The organism is Bacillus sp. LJBS06, from assembly GCF_016924995.1.
Taxonomy (GTDB): domain Bacteria; phylum Bacillota; class Bacilli; order Bacillales; family Bacillaceae; genus Bacillus; species Bacillus stercoris.
In genome coordinates, this window is record NZ_CP070483.1 from 944,287 (window position 1) to 967,230 (window position 22,944).

At 45.0% G+C, this 22,944-nt stretch carries 24 protein-coding genes; 16 read left to right on the forward strand and 8 right to left on the reverse strand.

What is annotated here, in order from left to right; all coding sequences use genetic code 11:
• Positions 1–114: 114 nt before the first annotated feature.
• Positions 115–651 (forward strand): bacillithiol transferase BstA, encoded by a 537-nt coding sequence (gene bstA, locus JQX68_RS04620; RefSeq protein ID WP_040083690.1) that lies wholly within the window; start codon positions 115–117, stop codon positions 649–651.
• Here bstA and JQX68_RS04625 read toward each other — a convergent pair.
• The gene (locus JQX68_RS04625; protein WP_147773069.1) at positions 648–2,204 is read right to left on the reverse strand and encodes an MFS transporter; all 1,557 of its coding nucleotides are present in this window, start codon (positions 2,202–2,204) and stop codon (positions 648–650) included. The genes bstA and JQX68_RS04625 overlap by 4 nt on opposite strands.
• Positions 2,205–2,315: 111 nt before the next feature.
• Positions 2,316–2,798, reverse strand: a complete 483-nt coding sequence (locus JQX68_RS04630) for a MarR family transcriptional regulator (protein WP_014663255.1) — start codon at positions 2,796–2,798, stop codon at positions 2,316–2,318.
• Between the two features lie 171 nt (positions 2,799–2,969).
• Here JQX68_RS04630 and mprF point away from each other — a divergent pair, with 171 nt between their 5' ends.
• Positions 2,970–5,540, forward strand: coding sequence for a bifunctional lysylphosphatidylglycerol flippase/synthetase MprF (gene mprF, locus JQX68_RS04635; protein ID WP_040083687.1), 2,571 nt, complete (start codon positions 2,970–2,972; stop codon positions 5,538–5,540).
• A gap of 17 nt (positions 5,541–5,557) precedes the next feature.
• On the opposite strand, the gene JQX68_RS04640 is transcribed toward mprF, so the two are convergent.
• Positions 5,558–6,535, reverse strand: a complete 978-nt coding sequence (locus tag JQX68_RS04640) for an ABC transporter substrate-binding protein (protein ID WP_040083685.1) — start codon at positions 6,533–6,535, stop codon at positions 5,558–5,560.
• Positions 6,536–6,663: 128 nt separating this feature from the next.
• Between JQX68_RS04640 and JQX68_RS04645 the strand changes: the two genes are divergently transcribed.
• The 4 genes from JQX68_RS04645 (at position 6,664) to JQX68_RS04660 (ending at position 10,361) form a co-directional block, all read left to right on the forward strand.
• Positions 6,664–7,665, forward strand: coding sequence for a FecCD family ABC transporter permease (locus tag JQX68_RS04645; protein ID WP_040083683.1), 1,002 nt, complete (start codon positions 6,664–6,666; stop codon positions 7,663–7,665).
• On the forward strand, positions 7,662–8,693 hold the full coding sequence (locus tag JQX68_RS04650; protein ID WP_147773070.1) for a FecCD family ABC transporter permease: 1,032 nt from the start codon (positions 7,662–7,664) through the stop codon (positions 8,691–8,693). Before JQX68_RS04645 ends, JQX68_RS04650 begins: the two co-directional genes overlap by 4 nt.
• A 114-nt stretch (positions 8,694–8,807) precedes the next feature.
• Positions 8,808–9,689, forward strand: a complete 882-nt coding sequence (locus tag JQX68_RS04655) for a PhzF family phenazine biosynthesis isomerase (protein WP_134975796.1) — start codon at positions 8,808–8,810, stop codon at positions 9,687–9,689.
• A gap of 87 nt (positions 9,690–9,776) precedes the next feature.
• Complete coding sequence (locus JQX68_RS04660; protein WP_014663261.1) at positions 9,777–10,361, forward strand: nitroreductase family protein; 585 nt, start codon at positions 9,777–9,779, stop codon at positions 10,359–10,361.
• A 37-nt stretch (positions 10,362–10,398) separates the two neighbouring features.
• Here the strand turns inward: JQX68_RS04660 and JQX68_RS04665 are convergent, their stop codons facing one another.
• The 3 genes from JQX68_RS04665 to JQX68_RS04675 all read right to left on the reverse strand — a co-directional run bounded on the left by JQX68_RS04665 (position 10,399) and on the right by JQX68_RS04675 (position 11,733).
• Positions 10,399–10,590, reverse strand: coding sequence for a YfhD family protein (locus JQX68_RS04665; RefSeq protein WP_014663262.1), 192 nt, complete (start codon positions 10,588–10,590; stop codon positions 10,399–10,401).
• A gap of 66 nt (positions 10,591–10,656) precedes the next feature.
• Positions 10,657–10,767 (reverse strand): YfhE family protein, encoded by a 111-nt coding sequence (locus JQX68_RS04670; protein WP_003223230.1) that lies wholly within the window; start codon positions 10,765–10,767, stop codon positions 10,657–10,659.
• Positions 10,768–10,821: 54 nt separating this feature from the next.
• Positions 10,822–11,733: a TIGR01777 family oxidoreductase gene (locus JQX68_RS04675; protein WP_147773071.1), complete on the reverse strand. Its 912-nt coding sequence runs from the start codon at positions 11,731–11,733 to the stop codon at positions 10,822–10,824.
• Between the two features lie 88 nt (positions 11,734–11,821).
• Between JQX68_RS04675 and recX the strand changes: the two genes are divergently transcribed.
• The 3 genes from recX (at position 11,822) to JQX68_RS04690 (ending at position 14,273) form a co-directional block, all read left to right on the forward strand.
• Entirely contained in the window at positions 11,822–12,613 is a 792-nt protein-coding gene (recX, locus tag JQX68_RS04680; protein WP_134975795.1) for a recombination regulator RecX, read from the forward strand.
• Positions 12,614–12,621: 8 nt separating this feature from the next.
• On the forward strand, positions 12,622–12,936 hold the full coding sequence (locus JQX68_RS04685; RefSeq protein ID WP_147773072.1) for a YfhH family protein: 315 nt from the start codon (positions 12,622–12,624) through the stop codon (positions 12,934–12,936).
• A 143-nt stretch (positions 12,937–13,079) separates the two neighbouring features.
• Positions 13,080–14,273 (forward strand): MFS transporter, encoded by a 1,194-nt coding sequence (locus JQX68_RS04690; RefSeq protein ID WP_083252902.1) that lies wholly within the window; start codon positions 13,080–13,082, stop codon positions 14,271–14,273.
• A gap of 31 nt (positions 14,274–14,304) precedes the next feature.
• Here the strand turns inward: JQX68_RS04690 and JQX68_RS04695 are convergent, their stop codons facing one another.
• Positions 14,305–14,457 carry a small, acid-soluble spore protein K gene (locus JQX68_RS04695; protein WP_003223241.1) on the reverse strand — a complete coding sequence of 51 codons (153 nt, stop codon included), beginning with the start codon at positions 14,455–14,457 and terminating at the stop codon, positions 14,305–14,307.
• Positions 14,458–14,581: 124 nt separating this feature from the next.
• Here JQX68_RS04695 and JQX68_RS04700 point away from each other — a divergent pair, with 124 nt between their 5' ends.
• From JQX68_RS04700 to JQX68_RS04725, 6 genes are all read left to right on the forward strand, one after another.
• On the forward strand, positions 14,582–14,851 hold the full coding sequence (locus tag JQX68_RS04700) for a YfhJ family protein (RefSeq protein WP_014663267.1): 270 nt from the start codon (positions 14,582–14,584) through the stop codon (positions 14,849–14,851).
• Between the two features lie 117 nt (positions 14,852–14,968).
• Positions 14,969–15,487, forward strand: a complete 519-nt coding sequence (locus JQX68_RS04705; protein ID WP_095432292.1) for an SH3 domain-containing protein — start codon at positions 14,969–14,971, stop codon at positions 15,485–15,487.
• 83 nt (positions 15,488–15,570) lie between these two features.
• Positions 15,571–15,903: an SdpI family protein gene (locus tag JQX68_RS04710; protein ID WP_147773073.1), complete on the forward strand. Its 333-nt coding sequence runs from the start codon at positions 15,571–15,573 to the stop codon at positions 15,901–15,903.
• On the forward strand, positions 15,890–16,750 hold the full coding sequence (gene ephM, locus JQX68_RS04715) for an epoxide hydrolase EphM (protein ID WP_147773074.1): 861 nt from the start codon (positions 15,890–15,892) through the stop codon (positions 16,748–16,750). The genes JQX68_RS04710 and ephM overlap by 14 nt, the downstream gene beginning before the upstream one ends.
• Before the next feature lie 231 nt (positions 16,751–16,981).
• The gene (locus JQX68_RS04720; protein WP_014663272.1) at positions 16,982–17,971 is read left to right on the forward strand and encodes a glycosyltransferase family 2 protein; all 990 of its coding nucleotides are present in this window, start codon (positions 16,982–16,984) and stop codon (positions 17,969–17,971) included.
• Between the two features lie 72 nt (positions 17,972–18,043).
• The gene (locus tag JQX68_RS04725) at positions 18,044–20,638 is read left to right on the forward strand and encodes a YfhO family protein (protein WP_147773075.1); all 2,595 of its coding nucleotides are present in this window, start codon (positions 18,044–18,046) and stop codon (positions 20,636–20,638) included.
• Here JQX68_RS04725 and JQX68_RS04730 read toward each other — a convergent pair.
• Positions 20,631–21,614 carry a metal-dependent hydrolase gene (locus JQX68_RS04730; RefSeq protein WP_014663274.1) on the reverse strand — a complete coding sequence of 328 codons (984 nt, stop codon included), beginning with the start codon at positions 21,612–21,614 and terminating at the stop codon, positions 20,631–20,633. The genes JQX68_RS04725 and JQX68_RS04730 overlap by 8 nt on opposite strands.
• A gap of 215 nt (positions 21,615–21,829) precedes the next feature.
• Here JQX68_RS04730 and mutY point away from each other — a divergent pair, with 215 nt between their 5' ends.
• Positions 21,830–22,939, forward strand: coding sequence for an A/G-specific adenine glycosylase (mutY, locus tag JQX68_RS04735; RefSeq protein ID WP_040083669.1), 1,110 nt, complete (start codon positions 21,830–21,832; stop codon positions 22,937–22,939).
• The last annotated feature ends 5 nt before the right edge of the window (positions 22,940–22,944 follow it).

The window sequence follows — 22,944 nt, forward strand, 5'->3', positions numbered from 1 at the left end:
TCCTGAATAATAAAAATGACAATAGTGTCGTTTTTATTGTATGGGAAAAAGACGCAAGACACAATCTTTTTCTTGTAAAATAAAGGAGAAGAGTGAAAAGAAGGGGGAACATGCATGACAACAGACAACCTAAGCTACCCAATAGGAGAATACAAGCCGAGGGAATCCATATCGAAGGAGCAAAAAGATGAATGGATACAAGCCCTTGAAAAAGTGCCTGCCCAACTGAAGCAAGCCGTAGAGGGCATGACGGACAGCCAGCTTGACACACCGTACCGGGATGGTGGATGGACCGTTCGGCAAGTTGTTCATCATCTGGCTGACAGTCATATGAACAGCTATATTCGTTTTAAATTGAGCTTGACGGAAGAGACGCCGGCTATCCGTCCGTATGATGAAAAAGCATGGTCGGAGTTAAAAGACTCGAAAACGGCAGATCCGAGCGGTTCACTCGCCCTTTTGCAGGAGCTTCACGGAAGATGGACGGCTCTGCTCCGCACTCTGACGGATCAGCAATTTCAGCGCGGGTTTTATCACCCTGATACAAAGGAAGTTATTACCCTGGAGAACGCACTCGGCCTGTATGTCTGGCACTCACATCACCATACCGCTCATATTACAGAGCTTTCCAAACGGATGGGGTGGTCTTAACGCTTTTGCCGGCGGAAAGCTGGAATACTGATAGCGGCAATCACTAGCAGTGAGATCACAGCAGCCGCTGCATATAAATGGTCATAGCCGCTGGCGACACTCGCATGAATGGCATCGCTTATCGCGGCTTTGACTTCAGGAACGGGAATGCGTTCAACTTGTTCTTGTAAAGTAGAAACATCAGAACTGTCGATCTCCGGAATCATCTGCCTCGCCTTTTCTGAATGCCCGCTGTCCGATAAGCGGCTCTTGATTTCATCACCGATTTGGTCAAACCCGGCCGTGATAAAACCTGCGTAAAGAGTAGGCGCCAAGGTCAGTCCAATTTGCCTTACTAATGAAAGCGTGCCAAGCGCTGTGCCTTTATTTGTTTTAGCCGTTTCTGATACAAGGACGTTCAGCGGAGCGCCTAACAGAAAGCCAAAGCCGATCCCAGCCACCACACTTGCGATCACAAACTCCCATTTTTCCGTCACCCAGAGCGGAAATAAAGCAAACCCCGCACATGAAATGATTCCCGAAAGAATAACGGTTTTTACAGGACCTTTTTTGTCGGTAAGCGCTCCGCCAAGCCAAGCGCCGATTCCGGAAGCCAACGCTAGAGGTGTCATCCAATAGCCTGCTTTTGAGGCAGGGACTCCTAAATACTGCTCGACATATGACGGGATAAAAATGACTGCCGCCAAGAGTCCCCCGGATAACAAACCGATGATAAGCGTGCGCTGAAACATATGGTTTCGCAGCAGAGAATACGCTAAAATCGGATCGCCCCCGCGCATTTCAACTCTCTTTTCATACGTGATAAGCGCTGCAAAACAAAGAAGGCCAAAAATAATACATCCATAAACCTCCGGATGTCCCAAGCTGTTTAAGAGATTTGCCCCGTCAAGGTTTGTCATGCCGTACATCACGGCTAAAATCGACAGGGACAGAAGAAAGATGCCAGCCGTATCGAGGCGTTTAGCCTCAGGCGCTTTTGTTTCCGCAATAAAACATGCGCCGAAAACAACCAATAGCACGGCAATCGGCAAATTAATCAAAAACAGCCAATGCCAAGACCCGGTCCAATCAAGCAGAAAGCTTCCGATATTGGGCCCGAGCACAGCGGCCATGCCGTTCATTGCGCCAAGCAGCCCAAGCGCCTTCCCCTGTTTTTCCTTTGGAAGCGTAGCGAGAATGTGCGAGCTTCCGATGATGAAAATCCCGCCGCCGCCAAGCGCCTGAATCAGCCGCGATATCAGAAAGAGCGGGAAGCTTTGGCTCAAAGCAACAAGCAAAGAACCAAGTCCGAACAGGCAAACCTCAATGAGAAAGAGTTTTTTTCTGCCGTAGCGGTCGGAAAGCTTTCCGACGATTGGCACACTGACGCTAAGACCGAGCGTATAAAGGGTGATGCCCCATGATCCCCAAGAAGGAGAAACAGCAAACGACTCGTTTATCGTTGTTAAAGCAGCCGAAATAATTCCGTTATCTAAAGCAGCCATAAACACGCCAATCGTAAACAGGCTGATTGCCCACTTTTGGCTTTTCTGCTTTGTTAATGCTTCAGACATATTCATCAACTCCTCTTTAGTTCACTCAAAATATATTATTCATTTTAAATGAACTAAATGTCAAATAAAAAAAGCCTGTTTCCGCAGTTTGCGGATGACAGACTTGCAGATCTATTCTTTTTTCGCTTTCTCTAATGCTCTTGAAAGGATAGACAACCCTTCGGAAACAGCCTGCTTTTCTTCAGGGGACAGCAGCTCCAATGAACGCTTCAATTTCAGGTGGCCTTTTTCATACAAACCCCGGAAAATATTTTTCGCATTTTCTGTCAACTGAACAACCACTGAGCGGCGGTCCTCTTCAGAATGTGAGCGTTTGACAAATCCTGATTTTTCAAGCCGGTCAAGCAGCCCTGTTGTATTAGACAGGGAAGCTCCCATTTTTTCAGCAATGTCACTCACTTTCAGTGTTCCATGGTTGTTTAATAGCATCAGCACTTTCATTTGCGGCATGCTCATATCCAGCTTCATCCATTCGGACACATCACCGAGCCCGGCAGAAGTTAAGACTTTCATATAGAGCACCCATATTTCCCGCTCCTCCGATGAAAGAATGTTTTCGTTTAGTACTGTTGTATCATGTAAATTATATTCCATTTCATCACTTCCTCATCATTCACTCCTCTTATCATATTACTCGATTTCTACTCCTGAAAGAAAGTGAGCAGAAACTGCATGCGGGACTTTGTCCGAGAAATAACGGTAGTGTATAATGAGTTGGAGATTATTGGGGGAGAGATTCGAACTAGAATATGATTGGAGAGACCATTGCTGATTAAAAAGAATGCTTTATCAATATTAAAAATCGTTTTTCCTATTGCTGTTTTGCTATTTGTTATTTATCAATCAAAAAAAGAACTGACAAATCTGTCTTTCAAACGTACGCTCATGGTCATCAACGGGCTGGAACGAACAGACTTATTCATACTTGTGTTTGTCGGCTTGCTGGCTGTAGCGGCCATGTCTCTGTATGATTACGTCCTGAAATACTCACTGCGCCTATCGATCACAAACGGAAAAGTATTCAGGGTTTCTTGGATCGCCAATTCATTTAATAATGTGCTGGGATTCGGCGGTTTAGCCGGAGTCGGGTTAAGAATGATGTTTTATAAGGAGCATACGAAAGACCATAAGGCTCTCGTGAAAGGAATCGCCTGGCTCACATCCTCTATGCTGCTCGGATTATCTGTTTTCAGCATTTTCGTCGTTGCCCGAGTGCTGCCGGTGGATGAAGTCATTCATGAAAAGCCTTGGCTGTGGGCGGTCGTTATCGGTTTTGCGCTGATATTGCCGCTATCCTTGGCAGTGTCCAAAATAAAAGACCGCAAAGCTGGGGACGAAGAAAATGCGGATAAAGTGAAAAATCCGATTTTCGCATATATTGGAGCTTCCGTTGTTGAATGGCTCATGGCCGGGATCGTCATCTATTTTGCTTTGTTCGCTATGGGCGTTCATGCTGATATCAGGTATGTGTTCGGAGTGTTCGTCATTGCGGCGATCGGCGGGATGATCAGCCTCGTGCCGGGCGGCTTTGGTTCGTTTGACCTTTTGTTTTTGCTGGGGATGGAGCAGCTTGGCTATCATCAGGAGGCCATCGTTACTTCTATTGTGTTGTACAGACTCGCCTATTCATTTATCCCATTCATTTTGGGACTATTCTTTGCCGCAGGCGACCTGACGGAAAATACAATGAAACGGCTCGAAACGAACCCGCGCATCGCACCGGCAATTGAGACGACAAACGTTCTGCTTGTTGTTCAGCGTGCGGTATTAGTGAGAATTTTGCAAGGCTCGCTTTCGCTTATTGTGTTCGTAGCAGGCCTGATTATCCTGGCCTCAGTTTCCTTGCCGATTGACAGGCTGACGGTTATACCGCACATTCCGCGCCCGGCTCTTTTGCTGTTTAACGGTCTGTCTTTAAGCTCAGCGCTCATTCTGCTGATATTGCCGATCGAGCTTTATAAACGGACAAAACGCTCCTATACGATGGCCATTACAGCACTTGTCGGCGGGTTTGTGTTCAGCTTTTTAAAAGGACTTAACATCAGTGCGATATTCATACTGCCGATGATTATCGTATTGCTTGTGCTATTGAAAAAACAATTTGTCCGCGAACAGGCATCTTATACACTGGGACAATTGATTTTCGCTGTAGCGCTGTTTACTGTGGCACTCTTTAACTACAATCTGATTGCGGGCTTTATTTGGGATCGGATGAAGAAGGTGCTGCGTCATGAATATTTCGTCCACAGCACCTCGCATATTACACATGCAACCATCATGGCAATCATCATTGTGCCGCTGTTCTTCTTTATATTTACAGTGGTCTATCATAAGAGAACGCGACCGATCGGAGAGAAAGCTGACCCTGAGCGTCTTGCTGCGTTTCTCAATGAAAAAGGCGGCAACGCGCTGAGCCATCTCGGCTTTCTTGGAGATAAGCGGTTTTATTTTTCAAGTGACGGGAATGCATTGCTTCTGTTTGGGAAAATCGCCAGAAGGCTGGTCGTGCTCGGCGACCCGTCTGGCCAAAGAGAATCATTCCCGCTCGTGCTGGAAGAGTTTCTGAACGAAGCGCATCAGAAGGGATTCAGTGTTTTGTTCTATCAAATTGAACGAGAGGACATGGCGCTGTATCACGATTTTGGCTACAACTTCTTTAAATTGGGCGAGGAAGCATATGTAGATTTACATACATTTACCTTGACTGGGAAGAAAAAAGCCGGCCTTCGGGCAATCAATAACCGCTTTGAGCGGGAGGAGTATACTTTCCATGTGGATCATCCCCCATTTTCTGATGCGTTTCTGGAGGAGCTGAAACAAATCTCAGACGAATGGCTAGGTTCGAAAAAGGAGAAGGGATTCTCGCTCGGATTTTTTGATCCTGCCTATTTACAGAAAGCGCCGATCGCCTATATGAAAAATGCAGAGGGAGAGATCGTTGCATTCGCAAATGTCATGCCGATGTACCAGGAAGGAGAGATATCGGTTGATCTGATGCGCTATCGCGGCGACGCTCCAAATGGCATTATGGACGCATTGTTCATCCGCATGTTTTTATGGGCAAAGGAAGAGGGCTGCACGTCATTTAATATGGGAATGGCACCCTTGTCCAATGTCGGCACTGCCTTTACATCCTTCTGGTCAGAAAGGTTTGCTGCTGTCATTTTTAACAATGTCAGATACATGTACAGCTTCAGCGGCCTAAGGGCCTTTAAAGAAAAGTACAAACCGGAGTGGCGCGGGAAATACCTGGCGTATCGGAAAAACAGATCTCTTTCTGTCACCATGTTCCTCGTTACACGTCTGATTGGCAAAAGCAAAAAAGACTCCGTCTAATAAGACGGAGTCTTTTTTTATTTCGTTTTTAAGAAATTGGTTTCAATATCATCAAGCAGGTAGTTTGCGGCTTTAATTCCGCCTGCGGTTGTCCATACGACGTCATCGACTTCATGTGCGTTACCTGACTTCACGGCCTTTAGGTTTTTCCATAGTGAACTGCTTGTCCACTGATTGGCCCATTTTTCATTTTCCTTTGCATTATCGGCTTTATATGTGAAATAAAACAGCACATCGGCATCCATATCAGGAATGGACTCTTTACTGTCTGTTGAGAACGTAAATTGGTCCTTTTGCTTCTTGAACAGTTCTACTTGTTTTTCAGGGCGTTTGAAGCCAAGCTGGTCTAAAATAATTCCTGAGAATGAATCAGTATAATAGATTCTTGATTCACCGGATAAAAAGCGTACGACAGAAACTGTTTTGTTGGTCTGGTCGCCAAGTTTTTCTTTTAAATCGGCAGCGCGTTTATCAAAATCGGCAATGGCTTTCTTGCCTTTATCCGCCTTGTTCACCGCGTTGGCATATAAAGTCAGGTTATCCTTCCAATTCCCGGCCAAGGATTCAGCAAAAACAGTCGGTGCAATCGCATTTAGCTGATCATAAATTTTTTCCTGGCGCACTTTGTTTCCAATAATCAAATCAGGCTTTAATTCTGCGATGGCTTCCACATTCGGTTCTGTTTCAAGGCCGACGTTTTGAACACCTTTCATGTCATCCTTCAGATAGTCATACCACGGGTCGCCCTTCCATGACTTCACGGCGCCAACCGGCTTGATGCCAAGCGCTAAGAGCGCCTCTGTGCCTTCGTTTGTTAAAACAACAATCCGTTTTGGATTTGCGGGAATGTTGTCTGATGTTCCCATTGCATGTTTAACCGTTCTGGTTTTGCTGTTTGACTCCTCGCTGTTGCTTGAACTTTCTGAACTATTACAGGCAGAAAGTACGACAAGGGTCATTAAAAATACGAATAGCATGCTGATATGCTTTTTCATCTTTTTCCTCCCGATATTGAAATTCATTATCATTTAGATCATAATAAGCAGTGGTGAGAGTGTCAATCCCTAATTGAGGATTATTCTCAAAAACAAACAATACATAGTAAATCTGGGAGAATGAGATCATGATCTGCAAAAAGGCATCTTCAAAATGGATTACGTTATTATGTCTGATTTTCATTTTACTGGCAGCTGTCTGCGCAAGTGTTGTGTACGGTTATACAGGTACGTCATGGGGACAGGTCTATCAAGCGTTTCATTCCTTCAACGGTACAAATGAGCATGTCATCATCAAGGACGTCAGGCTTCCGCGTGCTTTGGTTGCCACAGTCGTCGGCGCCTCGCTTGCAGCCGCGGGAGCACTCATGCAGGCGCTCACAAAAAATCCGCTTGCGTCACCGGGAATTTTCGGAATAAACGCCGGTGCCGGCTTTTTTATTGTGGCCGGATCGTTTTTTCTGCATATTCAATCACCTCAGGCACTAGTATGGAGCTCGTTTCTCGGGGCAGCATTTACCGCTGCGATCGTCTACGCAGCAGGCTCGCTTGGGAGAGAAGGGCTGACACCAATCAAATTGACGCTGGCGGGCGCTGCCATGGCAGCCATGTTTTCTTCTCTGACGCAAGGCTTGCTGTCTGTCAACGAACTTGAGCTTGCCCAGGTGCTATTTTGGCTGACTGGCTCTGTGCAGGGCAGGAGTCTGGATCTGCTGATGACGATGTTTCCATATGCAGCGGCAGCGCTGGTAATCTGCTTTTTTCTTGGCCAAAAAATAAATCTCCTTGTGATGGGAGAAGATGTGGCAAAAGGACTCGGCCAAAAAACGGGCCTGCTGAAATTCGTGATGGCGCTTTGTGTTGTCTTGCTAGCAGGATCTGCTGTCGCCATTGCCGGGCCGATTTCCTTTATCGGCATCATTATTCCGCATTTTTCCAGGTTCGTCGTCGGTAATGATTATCGCTGGGTTCTGCCGTTTTCCGCTGTTTTGGGTGCCATTCTGCTTGTTTCCGCGGACATCGGTGCGCGATATATCATTATGCCTCAGGAAGTTCCTGTCGGGGTCATGACCGCCATCATCGGAATGCCTGTGTTTGTGTACATCGCAAGAAGGGGGGCGAAGCTATGAAACTTCGTTTTGGCGTTACTGCGGCTGAAAAGAAAGCGAGGATCGTCTTTTTGGTTTTACTGGGATTCACAGCTGCTGTCCTCATCATAAGCGCCGGTCTTGGACAAAGGTTTATTCCTCCCTGGGATGTAGCAAAAACATTCTTTGGTGCAGGTTCCAAGCTGGATGAACTGATGATCATGTCGTTCCGCATGCCAAGAATTTTGACGGCTTTATGCGCCGGCGTTTGTTTGGCAGCGGCAGGCGCGATATTGCAGGGACTCGTCAGAAACCCTCTCGCATCTCCGGATATTATCGGAATAACGGGAGGAGCGGCAGTAGCTGTCGTACTTTTAATGATGTTCTTCTCAGACCGCAGCAGTTCACTGACGATCAGCCTGTCATGGCTTCCAGCGGCCGCATTTATCGGCGCCTCGGCTGTCGGTCTCATCGTCTATTTACTGGCATATAAAAATGGCGCCTCCACATTTCGGCTGGTGCTTATCGGAATCGGATTTTCTATGTCGGCGCAGGCGATGACGACCCTGCTGATGATCAAAGGTCCGATTTATCGGGCATCACAAGCCAATGTATATATCACTGGGTCAGTTTATGGGTCAAACTGGGGGCATGTAAAAATAGCTATTATCTTATCTGTCATTCTCCTATTCATTTGTTGGATCGCGCTGAAAAATATGAATATACAGGTGCTGGGTGAAGATATTGCGGCGGGTGCGGGAAGCGCTGTGCAGCGAAATCGTTTTTTCTTGCTCCTTTTGAGTACGGCTCTTACGGGTTGTGCAGTTTCAGTTGCCGGCACAATCGGTTTTGTTGGGCTGATGGCGCCCCATATTGCAAGACGGCTTGTCGGCTCATCTTATGGCGCGCTGCTTCCGGCGTCGGCACTTATTGGGGCTCTGCTCGTCTTAACAGCTGATATTGTCGGCAGAACCTTATTTGCTCCGGTGGAAGTGCCAGCCGGCGTATTTACAGCGGCTATCGGCGCCCCTTATTTTATTTATTTGCTCTATAAAACAAGAAACTCTTGATCGTTACGCCCATTTTCTTGAAGAAGAAAATGGGTTTTTTTATTAATAACTGAAGATTCGTAATTATTTTTGCTATACTGACAGAGACATTGATAAAGAAAGGGCGGCAGATGAATGAAAGAAGCAGAGGTATTAAAATATGAAGCATTTACAAGCAGTCCCGGAAAAGGAAACCCCGCAGGCGTCGTATTGCAGGGAGACGATTTTACTGAAAACGAAATGCAGATCATAGCCGAGCGTGCCGGGTATTCAGAAACCTCCTTTATCCGAAAAAGCGAGTCGGCCGATCTTGAACTCCGTTACTTTACCCCTGGACACGAAATGAATTTGTGCGGTCATGCTACAGTTGCTTCTCTTTACGCATTATGTGAGAAAGGAATGCTGGAGAGCGGTAAAACGTACAGCATCCAAACGAAAGCCGGAATCCTGCCTGTGAACATTTCTGAAAAAGATGGCCGCATTCATATTACGCTTGAACAGGCCTCCCCGCAATTCAAACCATTTACAGGCGATCGGGAAAAACTTGCGCACGCACTGGGAATCACCGAAGAAGATTTTCATGAAGATCTTCCGATTGTATTTGGCAGCACTGGCATATGGACAGCCATCGTACCGCTTAAATCATTAGAGGCTTCTAAAAAGATGGTGCCAGATAACAAACAATTTCCGAAAGTGTTAGTTGATCTGCCAAAAGCTTCAGTCCATCCGTTTACCTTTGAAACCGTTCATCCCGACAGCGACCTGCACGGACGCCACTTTTCATCCCCGTATTCGGGAACAATTGAAGACCCAGTGACCGGCACAGCGTCAGGCGTGATGGGGGCTTATATGAAACATTATGGCAATGCTGAGCAGCATAAATTTATCATTGAACAAGGGCAGGAAATCGGAAAGGACGGAAAAGTCGAAATCGAAATGAACGAAGCGGACGGCCATGTGAAAGTGAAGATGACAGGAACGGCCGTTTACTCAGAAACGCGTATTTTTAACATCTAATACGGATGATGGTTTACAACAAGATGCACTTTCCGTTATCATTATGAAATGATAATCATTTTCAATTGAATAGGAAGGTGAAACGGTATGCCTCAAACCGAACAAATACATCAGCACTCAGAACTGCGGGACATCATACGCAGCAGAAGATCGATTCGAAAGTTTAAACAAGGGCCAGTACCTGCAGAAGTTATTCTTGACATGCTTGAAACGGCAAAATATGCGCCAAATCACAGAGTAACAGAGCCATGGAGATTTATTTACGTTTCCAGTGAGACAGGTAAAGCGAACCTCATCAATACATTTGCAGCGTTTTCTAAGAAATCCAAGCCGGATATGACAGAGGAAAAGCTTCAAAATTTCAAAAACACACTTGGGCGCGTTCCGGGTTTTCTGCTCGTCGTTTTTCAGGAAGATGAAAACGAAAGAGCGCGAGACGACGATTTTGCGGCAACAAGCTCATTGATTCAAAACCTTCAGCTTCTTGCTTGGGAAAAAGGAATCGGCATGGTTTGGAAAAGCGGAAAAATCCTATACGACAAAGAAGTCCATCAGGCCTTTGGTTTACAGGATAATGAACGCTTCGCCGCCATCATACAAACGGGTTATCCTGACGAATCGCCGGAAGTGAAAAAACGCACACCGATCCGCGACCGGTTCACTGAAATGTAAAAAACCCCTTGTCTCAAACGGAGACAAGGGGTTTTTATTAACGAGATTTCTTTTTCGCTCTGTTGTCGGCTGCTTTCGCACGCTCTTGCGCTTCGCGGTCATTTGCATCAGCAAGCTCGCTTGAATATTCTTCGTAAACGCCGTCAGTTTCCCTTTTTAATGCATCGGGAACTTGTGGAAGCTTTTGTTTGTTTTTATCACGGTTTTTGTGGATATGATTTCTGCCCATATCAAATTCCCCCTAAAAAGTGATATCAAACAAAGATAGTATTTGGTTTTAAGGGGCTATGTATTCCTACTTCCGCTTAGCAGCTTTTTCCGCTTTTTTAAATTCGCCTGAATAAAGAACTTCCTGCATTTTCTTCAGGTTGGCGCCTTGCTGGTGCTTCTCCCTCTTTTTTTCCATAAAAAGGACCTCCTTCAACCATGTTATCCTTAAGGTTGACGCTTCCTGCTGTTTTTATACAGTCTTTCGGTCCGTTATCAGCTGTAAGAGTGCGAAGGCAAGATCCGAATATGTAAAACGAAATCCAGAGGTGATCGCTTTTTTAGGAAGAGCGCGCTGACCTTTCACAATCAAAAGACTCATCTCACCCAATGCTTTTGATAAAAAGAATTCCGGGACGGGGAGCCAGTGCGGGCGGTGCTTCACCCGTGCAATCGTTTTGCCGAATTGTTTCATTTCCACAGGATTGGGCGCGGTGACATTCATTGGGCCAGAGATGCCGGCGTTTTCCACCGCATATCGGATCATCTGGGCTGCGTCTTCGACATGAATCCATGACAGCCACTGTCTGCCTGTTCCGATCGTTCCGCCGGCCAGAAACTTATAGGGGAGAACCATAAGCGGTAGAGCGCCTTTTTCTCCAAGCATCACGCCAAATCTTGCATAAACCGTCCTGATGCCCATCGCCTCAATATTCTGTCCTTCCTTTTCCCACAGGTGCGCAGTATGGCTGAGAAAATCCTCATCTGACGTTGCAGAATCCTCTGTAAAGGTTTTCTCAAGGCTTGTGCCGTAAATACCCACAGCACTGGCTTGGATTAATGTCTTCGGCTTCTCCTTCTGTTTACGAATAAGCCGCTGCACTTCACGCGTCGCATTGATACGGCTGGAGAGAATGTCCTGCTTCGTTTTTTCTGTCCAGCGGCCAAAAATCGATTTTCCCGCAAGGTTTATCCAGACATCAATATGAGGAAGTTCCTGCTCCGGGGCGGCTCCTTCCGTCAGCCATTGGACATATGTCATATTTTTTTGTTCAGTTTCCCTTGCGTTTCTTGATAAAATATAAACATGGTGTCCCTGGCGGGTAAGAACGCCTGTCAGATGCCGGCCGAGAAAACCGGTTCCGCCCGTCATTGCGATATTCATCAACATCTCTCCTCATCGTTCTAATAAATATACTTTACCTCATTTTAATAAAAGGAAACACGTTTCAGGCCTGAGAAGGGAGATTAAGATGCCGTTTATTACAAAAATATCAGCGCAAAAAAAGAATACGGAACGCTTCAATATTTTTCTGGATGATAAATACGCCTTCAGCGTGGACGCGGATGTGCTTGTGAAATATGAGCTCAAGAAGGGAAAAGAACTTGATGATCTTGACATCATTGAGATTCAATACGGCGATGAAGTGAAGAAAGGCTTCAACCGCGCGCTTGAATTTTTATCCTATCGAATGCGGTCAACGAAAGAGGTCGAGGACCACTTGAAGAAAAAAGAAACCTCGCCACCCGTCATTGCGGAGGTCATCCATAAGCTCAACGATTACAAGTACTTAAACGACCAGGAATTTGCCGCAGCCTATGTCAGCACCCACAAAAAAACAAACGGAAAAGGACCTGATGTTTTGTTCAGAGAGCTGAGAGCGAAGGGAATTGATGACGATACAATTAAGGAGGCGCTAAGTTCTTTTTCCTTTGAAGATCAGACAAGAGAAGCGGTCAAGCATGTTGAAAAGCTTCTCAAAAAAGATAAAAAGCTTTCGACAAAAGAACTCAAACAGCGCGCCCAGATGCAGCTTCAGCGCAAGGGCTTCTCATTTGATGTCATCAATGCGGCGCTAGAGCAGATTGAATATGAAAATGATGAAGACACAGAGAAAGAAGCGCTGCGCATTCACGCGGAAAAAGCGCTTAGAAAATACCGCTATGACGGCTCCTATGAAAGCGCCATGAAGGTCAAACAATTTTTATTCCGCAAAGGATTCTCACTCGATTTAATCGAACAATTTCTGCACGAAGAGGAGTAGCTGAAAAAATGGAGAAACGATACAGTCAAATGACACCGCACGAACTCAATACTGAAATCGCATTACTTTCTGAAAAAGCAAGAAAAGCCGAACAGCATGGAATTATAAACGAACTGGCAGTGCTCGAACGGAAAATTACGATGGCAAAAGCATATTTGCTGAACCCGGAAGATTACTCACCGGGAGAAACGTACCGTGTTGAAGACACTGAGGACGAGTTTACCATCAGTTATTTAAATGGCGTTTTCGCATGGGGATACAGAACCTCTTCTCCTCAGCAAGAGGGAGCGCTGCCAATCTCAGTTTTGAAAGAAAAAGAATAAAGCGTAACAGGGAGGCTGATCATCAGCCTCTTTTTTTGTGCAGCACATTTACACGAGGTCTTAAAGAAAAAATCATTGAATTGACTTTAAAAATCTTTTAGTATGGAAATCGTTGTTTTTTAATATCAAAGGAGGCGATGACGTTGAGTATCAAAAGCCCATCTGTAAAATTTATTATATTTGTTCTTATGATTTGTACATTTTCAATCGGCTATACAGAATACGCGGTGATGGGTATTTTGACGTCGATTGCCAATGACTTTCATATACAGGTTTCATCTGCAGGGCTTCTTGTCACGGCTTACGCGGCAAGCGTCTGTTTGACAGGACCGCTCGTCACCATCATTTCTGTCAAACTCCCGAGAAAGCCTGTGCTTCTTGGGCTGATGGCGATTTTTATCCTTTCAAACCTGATGAGCGCACTGGCACCGAATTTTGCGGTACTGGCCGTCTCAAGAATTTTATCTGCGTCCATTCACGGCGCATTCTTCGCGATAGCCATGGTCTTCGCCAGTGAAATGGTTCCGCCGGAAAGGCGCGCTGCAGCCGCTGCTTCAATGAACGGCGGACTGACAGTAGCTCTAATGCTGGGTGTTCCATTCGGTTCTTATCTCGGAGATGTCCTGAATTGGAGAGCGGTATTTTCCATCATTACGGCACTTGGTGTCATCGGATTTTTAGGTCTTATGGCTGCCGTGCCAAACAGAAAACCAAAAGTGATCCCTATGCTAATGAATGAGTGGGGGGTTTTTAAACACAAACAAGTGCTGTTTTCCTTCGCGATTACCATTTTAGGCTATTCCGGTGTCTTTATCGCCTACACCTTTATCGAACCGATCTTGAGACATTCAGCCGGATTCAGCACAGTTGGCATTACAGGCGCTCTCTTTGCGTATGGTTTGGGAGGCGTTGCAGGGAATTTCTTTGCGGGAAAAGTGCCGCTGCCTCTGCTGACTCGGACGATGATCGGCGTAATGATCGGTTTAATTGGTGTTCTGGCTGTATTTCCGTACATCGCCATTTACCCGGCTGCAGCTATTGTGGCCACGTTCCTATTCGGGGCATGCGCATTCGGCACGCCGCCTCTGCTGCAAACAAAGGTCATTTCCTCATCTGAGGGCGGCACAACCATTGCCGCAGCTGTCAGCGTATCAGCATTTAACCTTGCTAATGCCCTTGGTGCATGGATCGGCGGAATGATTTTAAGCGGAACAGGCTCTTATTCCTGGCTGTTTGCAGGCGGCGCGCTTATGACCGCATGCGGACTTGTGCTTTCTACCTTCGCACACTTATCAGAAAAGAAGAGCGTCTACGAATATCAAGTCAATAAAGGGTAAAAACAGCTGCAGTGTATGCAGCTGTTCTTCTTTACCGTTTGCCAGAGGCTCTCATTCTTTCTTGAGGGTGCTGATTAATCGATCCATCAGCACGCTTTGAAGCATAGTCGTCCTTTGCTCTCGGTTCACCCTGAAATTTGTTTTCGTTTTCGTAAGGAAATCCTTTTTCTTTATTCCGGACCATGTCATATCCCCCTAGGTTCGAGATCAAAAAGTTGCGTCTTTCCAGATGAAGACGTAAGGTTAGTATATGGAGAACACCACGTAATAAAGCGTTATTTTTTTCCTGAAGAAAGGAGACTGCACACATGAATATGTACATTGAGAAACTGACGAATCTGCTTCTGGAAAAGAACGATATGATCAGCTATATACAGGCGAAAACATGGGTGGAACTGCTATGGAGCGATTTCGAAGCAACCTATGCAAAAGCCGGACACGCCTATCAGGGTGAAAAAATGACTGAAAAAATCGTCACACAATGGATCGAAAACTATGGAGGCCAGCTCCACCTTTTTCAAAGCTCCCGTAACGACGTGAATGATTACTTACATCAAAGCAGAGGCCTTTTGCATTAAAAACCTGCCGTTAGCGACCGGCAGGTTTTTTCATTTTTTTCACATAAAACATGTTTCGCCAGCCTGTCAATAAGGGAATACCACTTATATCTTGTCAAATGCGAGGAGGAGCTTTAAATGAAAAAGAAACAAGTAATGCTCGCTTTAACAGCTGCCATAGGAATGGGCTTGACAGCACTTCACTCCGCTCCCGCAGCAAAAGCTGCGCCCCTTCACGACATATCTGTCAGCATGCCATCATCCGATACTTACATCATAAAAGCAGGAAAACTGAATGTCCGGACTGCGCCAAATCATGAAGGTGATATTCTCGGCACTGTATCATCAGAACAAAAGGTAACAGTCGATGGGTTCGTAAATGCCGATTGGGCTCAAATTCATTTCAAAGGAAAAAAAGCATATATTTCAACTCACTTTTTAATGAAAACCGCAAGCCAAGCGAAAACAACGAAACAGACAGCCTTCTATACACCGACACCCGAAAACGGAAAAGCTAAGCAGCTCTCATCTGGAACAGAGGTGACAATACTCGGGTGGGGATTTAGTGAAAACGGAGGATTTGACTTCACTTGGGCGTTCGTGGATTATGGCGGTGTTATAGGCTATATTCACACAAAGGATTTACAAATGCGATAAAAGGCAGGCCGAGGCTTGTCTTTTTGTCTATGCGTGAAACATTTCTTCTTTCTGCACGTAACAATGAGAAAGGAGATGATAATATGGCTGGTTTAGTCAGCGGAGGGCTTATGATCATTGCGGGCATACTGATCAAACAGTTTCCTCCCAAATCCATCAACAGTGTGTACGGATACAGAACAAGACGCTCAATGTCAGATCAAAGATTATGGAATGAAGCGAACCGTTACAGTGCATCATTAATGATCCTTTCAGGCTTGGTGATTGCGGGAATGGGATTTTTGCTGGGATCAAGCTGGATCATTCTTCAGCTAATCCTGCTGGTTGCCGCTTGTGTCATCATATTTATGCTAACGGAAAAAAGACTGAAAACCATGATGCACAGTCAAGGAGGAGATAGAAGTGGACGGAGTTAAATGCCAGTTTGTCAATACAAACGGAATCACGCTCCATGTTGCAAGCGCAGGACCGGAAGACGGTCCGTTACTTGTCCTGCTTCATGGATTTCCTGAGTTTTGGTACGGCTGGAAAAATCAAATCAAACCGCTTGCTGATGCGGGTTACCGGGTCATTGCTCCTGATCAGCGGGGCTACAATCTCAGTGACAAACCGGAAGGAATTGATTCGTACCGAATTGATACATTAAGAGATGATATCATCGGACTTATTACGCAATTCACTGATGAAAAAGCAATTGTCATCGGGCATGACTGGGGAGGGGCTGTCGCATGGCATTTGGCTTCCACACGCCCGGAATATCTTGAAAAACTGATCGCGATCAACATCCCGCACCCGCACGTCATGAAAACCGTAACGCCGCTTTATCCGCCGCAGTGGCTGAAAAGCTCGTATATCGCATTCTTTCAGCTGCCAGACATACCGGAGGCATCACTAAGGGAAAATGATTATGAAACATTAGACAAAGCGATTGGATTATCGGCCCGTCCGGAGATTTTTTCGTCCGATGATGTCAGCAGGTACAAAGAAGCGTGGAAACAGCCGGGTGCACTGACAGCTATGCTGAACTGGTACAGAGCCCTCAGAAAAGGAAGCCTTGCAGAGAAACCGCCTTGTGAAACAGCACCTTACCGGATGATCTGGGGAATGGAAGACCACTTTTTGAGCAGAAAGCTTGCGAAAGAGACGGAAAAGCAATGCCCGAATGGACATCTCATCTTTGTAGATGAAGCTTCCCATTGGATTAACCACGAAAAACCAGCCATCGTTAATCAGCTGATTTTGGAATATCTTAAGAACCAATAAGGAAAATTTCTCTCCATCCGTCTGCCATAATGGCAGACTTTTTCTGTGCGATTTTTTCATAGTCTGTTTTAAACATGACAAAATAACATTAAAAATCATGAATGTCACCATAAAATTGTAACAAAAAACAGGTTTAAACGACTTTAAAAAAAGGAATAGCCTTACTGAAGATTTGTGTAAAACTCCCCCTAAGGCAGTACTTAAAAAGAATAATAAAAAGAAGGTGCCTTAATGAAGCAAGGATTAATCTCGATTATTATCCCGTCTTACAATGAAGGGTATAATGTCAAACTCATTCATGAATCTTTAAAAAAGGAATTTAAAAACATTCATTATGACTATGAAATATTCTTCATAAATGACGGAAGCGTTGATGACACGCTTCAGCAGATCAAAGACTTGGCAGTGACGTGCAGCCGGGTGAAATATATATCTTTTTCTCGGAACTTTGGAAAAGAAGCCGCGATTTTGGCGGGCTTTGAGCATGTTCAGGGCGAGGCGGTAATTGTAATGGATGCCGATCTGCAGCATCCGACATATTTGCTGAAGGAATTTATCAAAGGCTACGAAGAAGGGTATGACCAGGTCATTGCCCAAAGGAACAGAAAAGGGGACGGGTTTGTCCGCTCACTCTTATCATCAATGTATTACAAGTTCATTAATAAAGCGGTGGAAGTCGATTTGCGTGATGGTGTGGGTGACTTCAGATTGTTAAGCCGCCAAGCTGTAAATGCTCTTTTGAAGCTGAGCGAAGGAAACCGCTTCTCGAAAGGCCTTTTTTGCTGGATCGGCTTTGATCAGAAAATTGTGTTTTATGAAAATGTCGAACGGAAAAACGGCACATCCAAATGGTCGTTCAGCAGTCTGTTTAATTACGGCATGGACGGCGTCGTTTCATTTAATCATAAGCCGCTGAGATTATGTTTTTACACCGGCATTTTCATCTTGCTGCTTTCCATCATTTATATCATTGCCACATTCGTTAAAATTCTAACTAACGGTATTTCTGTGCCTGGGTATTTTACAATTATCTCAGCTGTGTTATTTCTCGGCGGAGTACAGCTGTTAAGCCTCGGGATCATAGGCGAATATATCGGCCGAATTTATTATGAAACAAAAAAACGCCCGCATTATTTGATCAAAGAAGCGAATATCCCAAACAAAGACCTGCCTGAAACGAACGAATTAAAAAGCGTGCGGCGTCTGACAAAAATGCACTGAAATCACCAAGCGTCATTGGCAGTGCTTTTTTTTGCGTGTCTATCATCTTAATAGCAAGACTGGAGAATGTATATGAAAAGAAAACATGTTATGATCTATGCGGCCAGTCTGCTGGTGTCCGTTCTGGCACACGCCTTTTTTGTGAAAGAATGGGCGGAAGGCAGGTATATGACAGGTCCGGGTGACGGACTTGCGCAAATGATCGTATTTAAAAAATTATTATTTGACCAATATACACACGGGAATTTTTTCTACAATTATTCATTCGGACTTGGCGGCGGCACATTCAGTCAGCTCGGCTATTATTTTTCTGCTTCTTTTCTATTTCTTGCTGTGTCCGCCGTTGTCTGGCTGCTTCAGGCCCTTCAGTTTATCGGAGAAGCGGATACGCTTTTTTGGGCAGAGTCAGCTGTTTTTATCAGTATTTTCAAATTGAGCTTGATCATCTTTACGTCCGCTTCTGTTTTTCACTATCTTCTCAAGCATAGGGCGGCTTCGTTTACGGGGGGCGTGTTATACGGCGTCTCGATTATTTATTTCCGTCACGAAGCGTATTGGGAATTTTTTACCGATACAATGGTTTGGCTTCCGCTGCTTGTGCTCGGCACAGAAAAAATTATTAGAGAGCGGCGTCCGGCGTGGTTTATTGTTGCGTGTTCGCTGACGTTCATCAACAATTTTTACTTTGCATACATAAACCTTATATTCATCGGAATCTACGTGCTGTTCAGATGGCTGATCAGACTGGAACAGGATGAAGTGAAAAGATGGGTTCAATGCAGATTGTTTCTGGTTTCGGGCCTCATTTCTTTTGGCATCAGTGCGGCGGTGTTTGTGCCGGTGGTATACGGTTATTTAAACAACCTGCGCCCCCCATACAGCCAGAAAATAGAGTGGCTCAATTTAGATGATAATATCTTATTTTCGAGCCGGATTATTATTGTGCCGGCCGCTTTTCTGCTGTTTTTGTTTATGATGTCTTTTTACAAAAACCGTGTGTTTCGTCTTTTTGCCGGATTGAGCCTGCTGTTTATTCTTTTTCATTTCAGTCCGTATGCGGCAAGCGTTTTTAACGGCTTTTCCGCCCCGCAAAACCGCTTTGAATATGTTCTGGCCTTTACCATTGCGGGAGCAGCGGCGGCTGGTTTGTCACAGCTGTCTGAACTGAAACTGAAAGAACTGCTCCCGGCCATAGCTATCGTCCTGCTTCTTTACTTGTATCATATCCAAAGGTATAAGCTCGATATATGGAAGCCTGCGAATGAAAGCATTCTCTTACTCTTACTCATGACAATCGCAGCCTTGTTTGCTGCAGCTTTTGCGAAAAAACAGGCAAAAGTGGCTGTGTACGGTATCATCATTCTTTCTTCGCTGTTTGTTGCCAACTCCTATCAAAAATACGCACTCTCAGAAGGCGGCGATCTGGATAGTGTGACAAGAGAATATCTTACAAGTGAGGAATACAGAGGGCAAGAATCATCTGAGCTCATCAGACGTTTACAAAAGGAAGACAATGACCCGCTCATGAGAATCGACTGGATGAACGGTGTCCGCAATAATACGCCAATCATTTACGGATTTAATGGCTTCAGCGCCTATTCCAGCATTTTAAATAAAAATCTGCTGGCCTTCTATTGGAATGATTTAAGCATCGATATGGGCAGGGAAAGCGTCAGCCGTTATGCGTCATTGGGAGACAGGGCGAATTTATACAGCCTGCTTTACGGCAAATATTATATGACGGAAAAAACAAACGCAGCCAGCGTCCCGTACGGCTTCAAAAAGCATTTAGAAACAGAGCATTATGCGGTTTATGAGAATGAGTACATGCTTCCATTCGTCAAAACAGCGGATGCCATATACAGCGAAAGTGAGCTGGACCAATTGCCCGCTCTTGCGAAAGAACAGGCGATGCTGAAAGGAATCATATTAAAAGATCCATCTGGAAAAACCGAGCAGACACCAAAACCGGCCAATTTGATCACCAAGTCGGACATCACCGCAAAACAAGCCCATTATCAAAACGGACTGCTCACCGTAACTGGAGAAAACGGAGGAGAGCTGACCATCACTCCTAAACAGCCATCATCCGCTCCGGGAGACTACTATGTCAGCTTTTATTTGAAAAGCAAAGCAAAAGACAAAGGATTTACATTAAAGGTAAATGATTATGTCACAACAAGGAAATCGAACAAATCGATCTATAAAACCGGTGTAAATGATATTACGGTCAGAGTGCCTAAATCAGGCCATATCTCAATCCATCTTCCGAAAGGAACCTATGAGCTGAGAAATATAGCGCTCTATGAAGAGAATTATGAAACGCTGAAAAACGCTGTATTGCAACATAAAACAGAGAAAGCAGAGAAAGCAGAGAAACTGAATTGGAACAAAAATCAACTGACCTTTGCATATCATCTGTCAAAAGACCAGTACATCATGCTTCCGATCCCATATGAAAAAGGCTGGGAGCTGAAAATCAACGGACACACACAGAAGATTGAAAAAGCGGATTATGCTTTTATAGGCTTCAAGGCGCTAAAGGGAGACAATCACATTGAGCTGACTTACTATCCGCCATACTTCAACATATCGGCGATCATATCTCTCGTCAGTCTGCTGCTTGCTGTTTTATATATAAGACGTAAAAAGCCCGGCTCTATATAGAGCCGAGCTTTAATTTTTTCTGAAGTTTTTCTTCGCTGAATATCCATCCCGTATAGGACGAACGAATCGTAAGATCATGGCCGATATGAACAATTGCCACAAATGGATAATGGCCTTTGCTCCGATAACGCAGGTCGATAAATCTCACCTCATAATGATCTTTAAACGTATCCACTTCCCACCGGTAAACTGGAGAAAAGGACAGAAACGCCGCGATGTTATCATCCTGCTTTGCTGCATGCATTACATCGGTTTCAGGAACAGGCACTCGATTAAATGTATCCAGAATCACGACGTGTCCTTCCATGCTTCTTCCTACATAGAAAGCATGTGCTGTTGTCACTGCGATTCGCCATTGCCTGAATTTCATCGTTGGAGAAATAATAATGCTTTCAATCTCATCATGAATCATCTCATGAAGCTTTCGTTTAATTCTCAGCTGCATGATCAGGCGCACCAAATAATAGCCTGCCAATATGATATATAAGCTGAGAAACGTGATGCCGGGACTGCCGCCTGCATACCAAATCGCAATAGCTGCCAGATGGCTGATAAAAATAAACGGATCAAACGTATTAATCAGCCCAAGCGCAACCCATTTTTTCGAAAACGGACGAATGGCTTGTGTCCCATAGGCGTTGAATATATCGACGAAGACATGCAGAACAACGGCCAGCAGCGTCCACAGCCACAGGTGCAGAAAATTGGCCTGAGGATAAAATAAATACAGAATCGCCGGGATGATGACAGACCAAAACAAAACGGCGGGAATTGAATGGGTAAATCCTCTGTGATTCCTTATATAAACAGCATTGTTTTTAAGCTTTAACACAGTATCAATATCCGGAGCCTGAGAGCCCGCAAGCGTTGCGATCATAACAGCGTGAGCCATTGCCGGATCTGATGCGACAACAGGATCAAGCGTCGCAATACCGCCCAGTGCGATGCCCATAACGACATGTGTGCCCGTATCCATAGGTGACCTCCTTGCAGGATGATCCTGCACATTCACTTTGTAAGAAACTCCCCATTTTCATATACCCAATTTTTAAACTGATTCAATCGTTCTCATATGTTTCCGCTTTTTCTTTACTACTATTTAATGTAACATATTATCGTACTGTGCCCTTAGTGTACAACAAAAAACAGTCTAAAGAAAAGCGGGGCGCGAAAGACTGGGGAGAAACACATATGAACGTACTTGAAGACAAATTAAAACAAAAAGACATACAGCAATTTCGCGATGATTTAATCACATGGTTTGAAAGAGAGCAGCGCGTTCTTCCGTGGAGAGAGGACCAAGATCCGTATAAAGTGTGGGTATCTGAAGTCATGCTGCAGCAAACGAGAGTAGAGACTGTGATTCCTTACTTTCTGCGATTTGTGGAACAATTCCCGACAGTGGAAGCGCTCGCTGATGCAGATGAAGAAAAGGTGCTGAAAGCATGGGAAGGACTCGGCTATTATTCCCGAGTCAGAAACCTGCAAAGCGCAGTAAAAGAAGTAAAACAGGAATACGGCGGCATTGTCCCTCCAAACGAGAAAGAATTTGGCGGGTTAAAAGGCGTCGGCCCTTATACAAAGGGAGCGGTGCTCAGTATAGCCTACAATAAACCCATTCCCGCGGTTGACGGAAATGTGATGCGTGTCATGTCCAGAATTCTTTCTATTTGGGATGATATTGCCAAACCAAAAACAAGAACGATCTTTGAAGACGCTATACGAGCTTTTATTTCCAAAGAAAAACCTTCAGAATTTAATCAGGGCTTGATGGAGCTTGGAGCCTTGATCTGTACGCCAAAATCACCTTCATGCCTGCTATGCCCGGTTCAGCAGCATTGCTCAGCATTTGAAGAAGGCACTGAACGGGAGCTTCCGGTCAAAAGCAAAAAGAAAAAGCCCGGGATCAAAACAATGGCTGCAATCGTACTGACCGATGAAGACGGACAAGTGTATATCCACAAACGGCCGTCTAAAGGTTTGCTCGCCAACCTATGGGAATTCCCTAATCTTGAAACCCAAAAAGGGATCAAAACTGAGCGTGAACAGCTCATTGCATTTCTAGAAAACGAATATGGGATACAAGCTGATATCAGTGATCTGCAAGGTGTAGTCGAGCACGTTTTCACCCACCTGGTATGGAATATTTCTGTGTTTTTCGGTAAAGTAAAACAAGTGTCGGATACTGCCGAGCTGAAAAAAGTAACGAAAGAAGAGCTCGAACAATTTGCGTTCCCGGTGTCACATCAAAAAATCTGGAAGATGGCAGTGGAAGCAGCCTCATACTCGGCTGCTCCTTAAACCAT

What these genes read in the sequence shown, in the direction of transcription:
- bstA (WP_040083690.1), top strand. Translation starts at nt 115, where the DNA reads ATGACAACAGACAACCTAAGCTACCCAATAGGAGAATACAAGCCGAGG.
- JQX68_RS04625 (WP_147773069.1), bottom strand. Translation starts at nt 2,204, where the DNA reads ATGTCTGAAGCATTAACAAAGCAGAAAAGCCAAAAGTGGGCAATCAGC.
- JQX68_RS04630 (WP_014663255.1), bottom strand. Translation starts at nt 2,798, where the DNA reads ATGGAATATAATTTACATGATACAACAGTACTAAACGAAAACATTCTT.
- JQX68_RS04640 (WP_040083685.1), bottom strand. Translation starts at nt 6,535, where the DNA reads ATGAAAAAGCATATCAGCATGCTATTCGTATTTTTAATGACCCTTGTC.
- JQX68_RS04645 (WP_040083683.1), top strand. Translation starts at nt 6,664, where the DNA reads ATGATCTGCAAAAAGGCATCTTCAAAATGGATTACGTTATTATGTCTG.
- JQX68_RS04650 (WP_147773070.1), top strand. Translation starts at nt 7,662, where the DNA reads ATGAAACTTCGTTTTGGCGTTACTGCGGCTGAAAAGAAAGCGAGGATC.
- JQX68_RS04655 (WP_134975796.1), top strand. Translation starts at nt 8,808, where the DNA reads ATGAAAGAAGCAGAGGTATTAAAATATGAAGCATTTACAAGCAGTCCC.
- JQX68_RS04660 (WP_014663261.1), top strand. Translation starts at nt 9,777, where the DNA reads ATGCCTCAAACCGAACAAATACATCAGCACTCAGAACTGCGGGACATC.
- JQX68_RS04665 (WP_014663262.1), bottom strand. Translation starts at nt 10,590, where the DNA reads ATGGGCAGAAATCATATCCACAAAAACCGTGATAAAAACAAACAAAAG.
- JQX68_RS04670 (WP_003223230.1), bottom strand. Translation starts at nt 10,767, where the DNA reads ATGGAAAAAAAGAGGGAGAAGCACCAGCAAGGCGCCAACCTGAAGAAA.
- JQX68_RS04675 (WP_147773071.1), bottom strand. Translation starts at nt 11,733, where the DNA reads ATGAATATCGCAATGACGGGCGGAACCGGTTTTCTCGGCCGGCATCTG.
- recX (WP_134975795.1), top strand. Translation starts at nt 11,822, where the DNA reads ATGCCGTTTATTACAAAAATATCAGCGCAAAAAAAGAATACGGAACGC.
- JQX68_RS04685 (WP_147773072.1), top strand. Translation starts at nt 12,622, where the DNA reads ATGGAGAAACGATACAGTCAAATGACACCGCACGAACTCAATACTGAA.
- JQX68_RS04695 (WP_003223241.1), bottom strand. Translation starts at nt 14,457, where the DNA reads ATGGTCCGGAATAAAGAAAAAGGATTTCCTTACGAAAACGAAAACAAA.
- JQX68_RS04700 (WP_014663267.1), top strand. Translation starts at nt 14,582, where the DNA reads ATGAATATGTACATTGAGAAACTGACGAATCTGCTTCTGGAAAAGAAC.
- JQX68_RS04705 (WP_095432292.1), top strand. Translation starts at nt 14,969, where the DNA reads ATGAAAAAGAAACAAGTAATGCTCGCTTTAACAGCTGCCATAGGAATG.
- JQX68_RS04710 (WP_147773073.1), top strand. Translation starts at nt 15,571, where the DNA reads ATGGCTGGTTTAGTCAGCGGAGGGCTTATGATCATTGCGGGCATACTG.
- JQX68_RS04720 (WP_014663272.1), top strand. Translation starts at nt 16,982, where the DNA reads ATGAAGCAAGGATTAATCTCGATTATTATCCCGTCTTACAATGAAGGG.
- JQX68_RS04725 (WP_147773075.1), top strand. Translation starts at nt 18,044, where the DNA reads ATGAAAAGAAAACATGTTATGATCTATGCGGCCAGTCTGCTGGTGTCC.
- JQX68_RS04730 (WP_014663274.1), bottom strand. Translation starts at nt 21,614, where the DNA reads ATGGATACGGGCACACATGTCGTTATGGGCATCGCACTGGGCGGTATT.
- mutY (WP_040083669.1), top strand. Translation starts at nt 21,830, where the DNA reads ATGAACGTACTTGAAGACAAATTAAAACAAAAAGACATACAGCAATTT.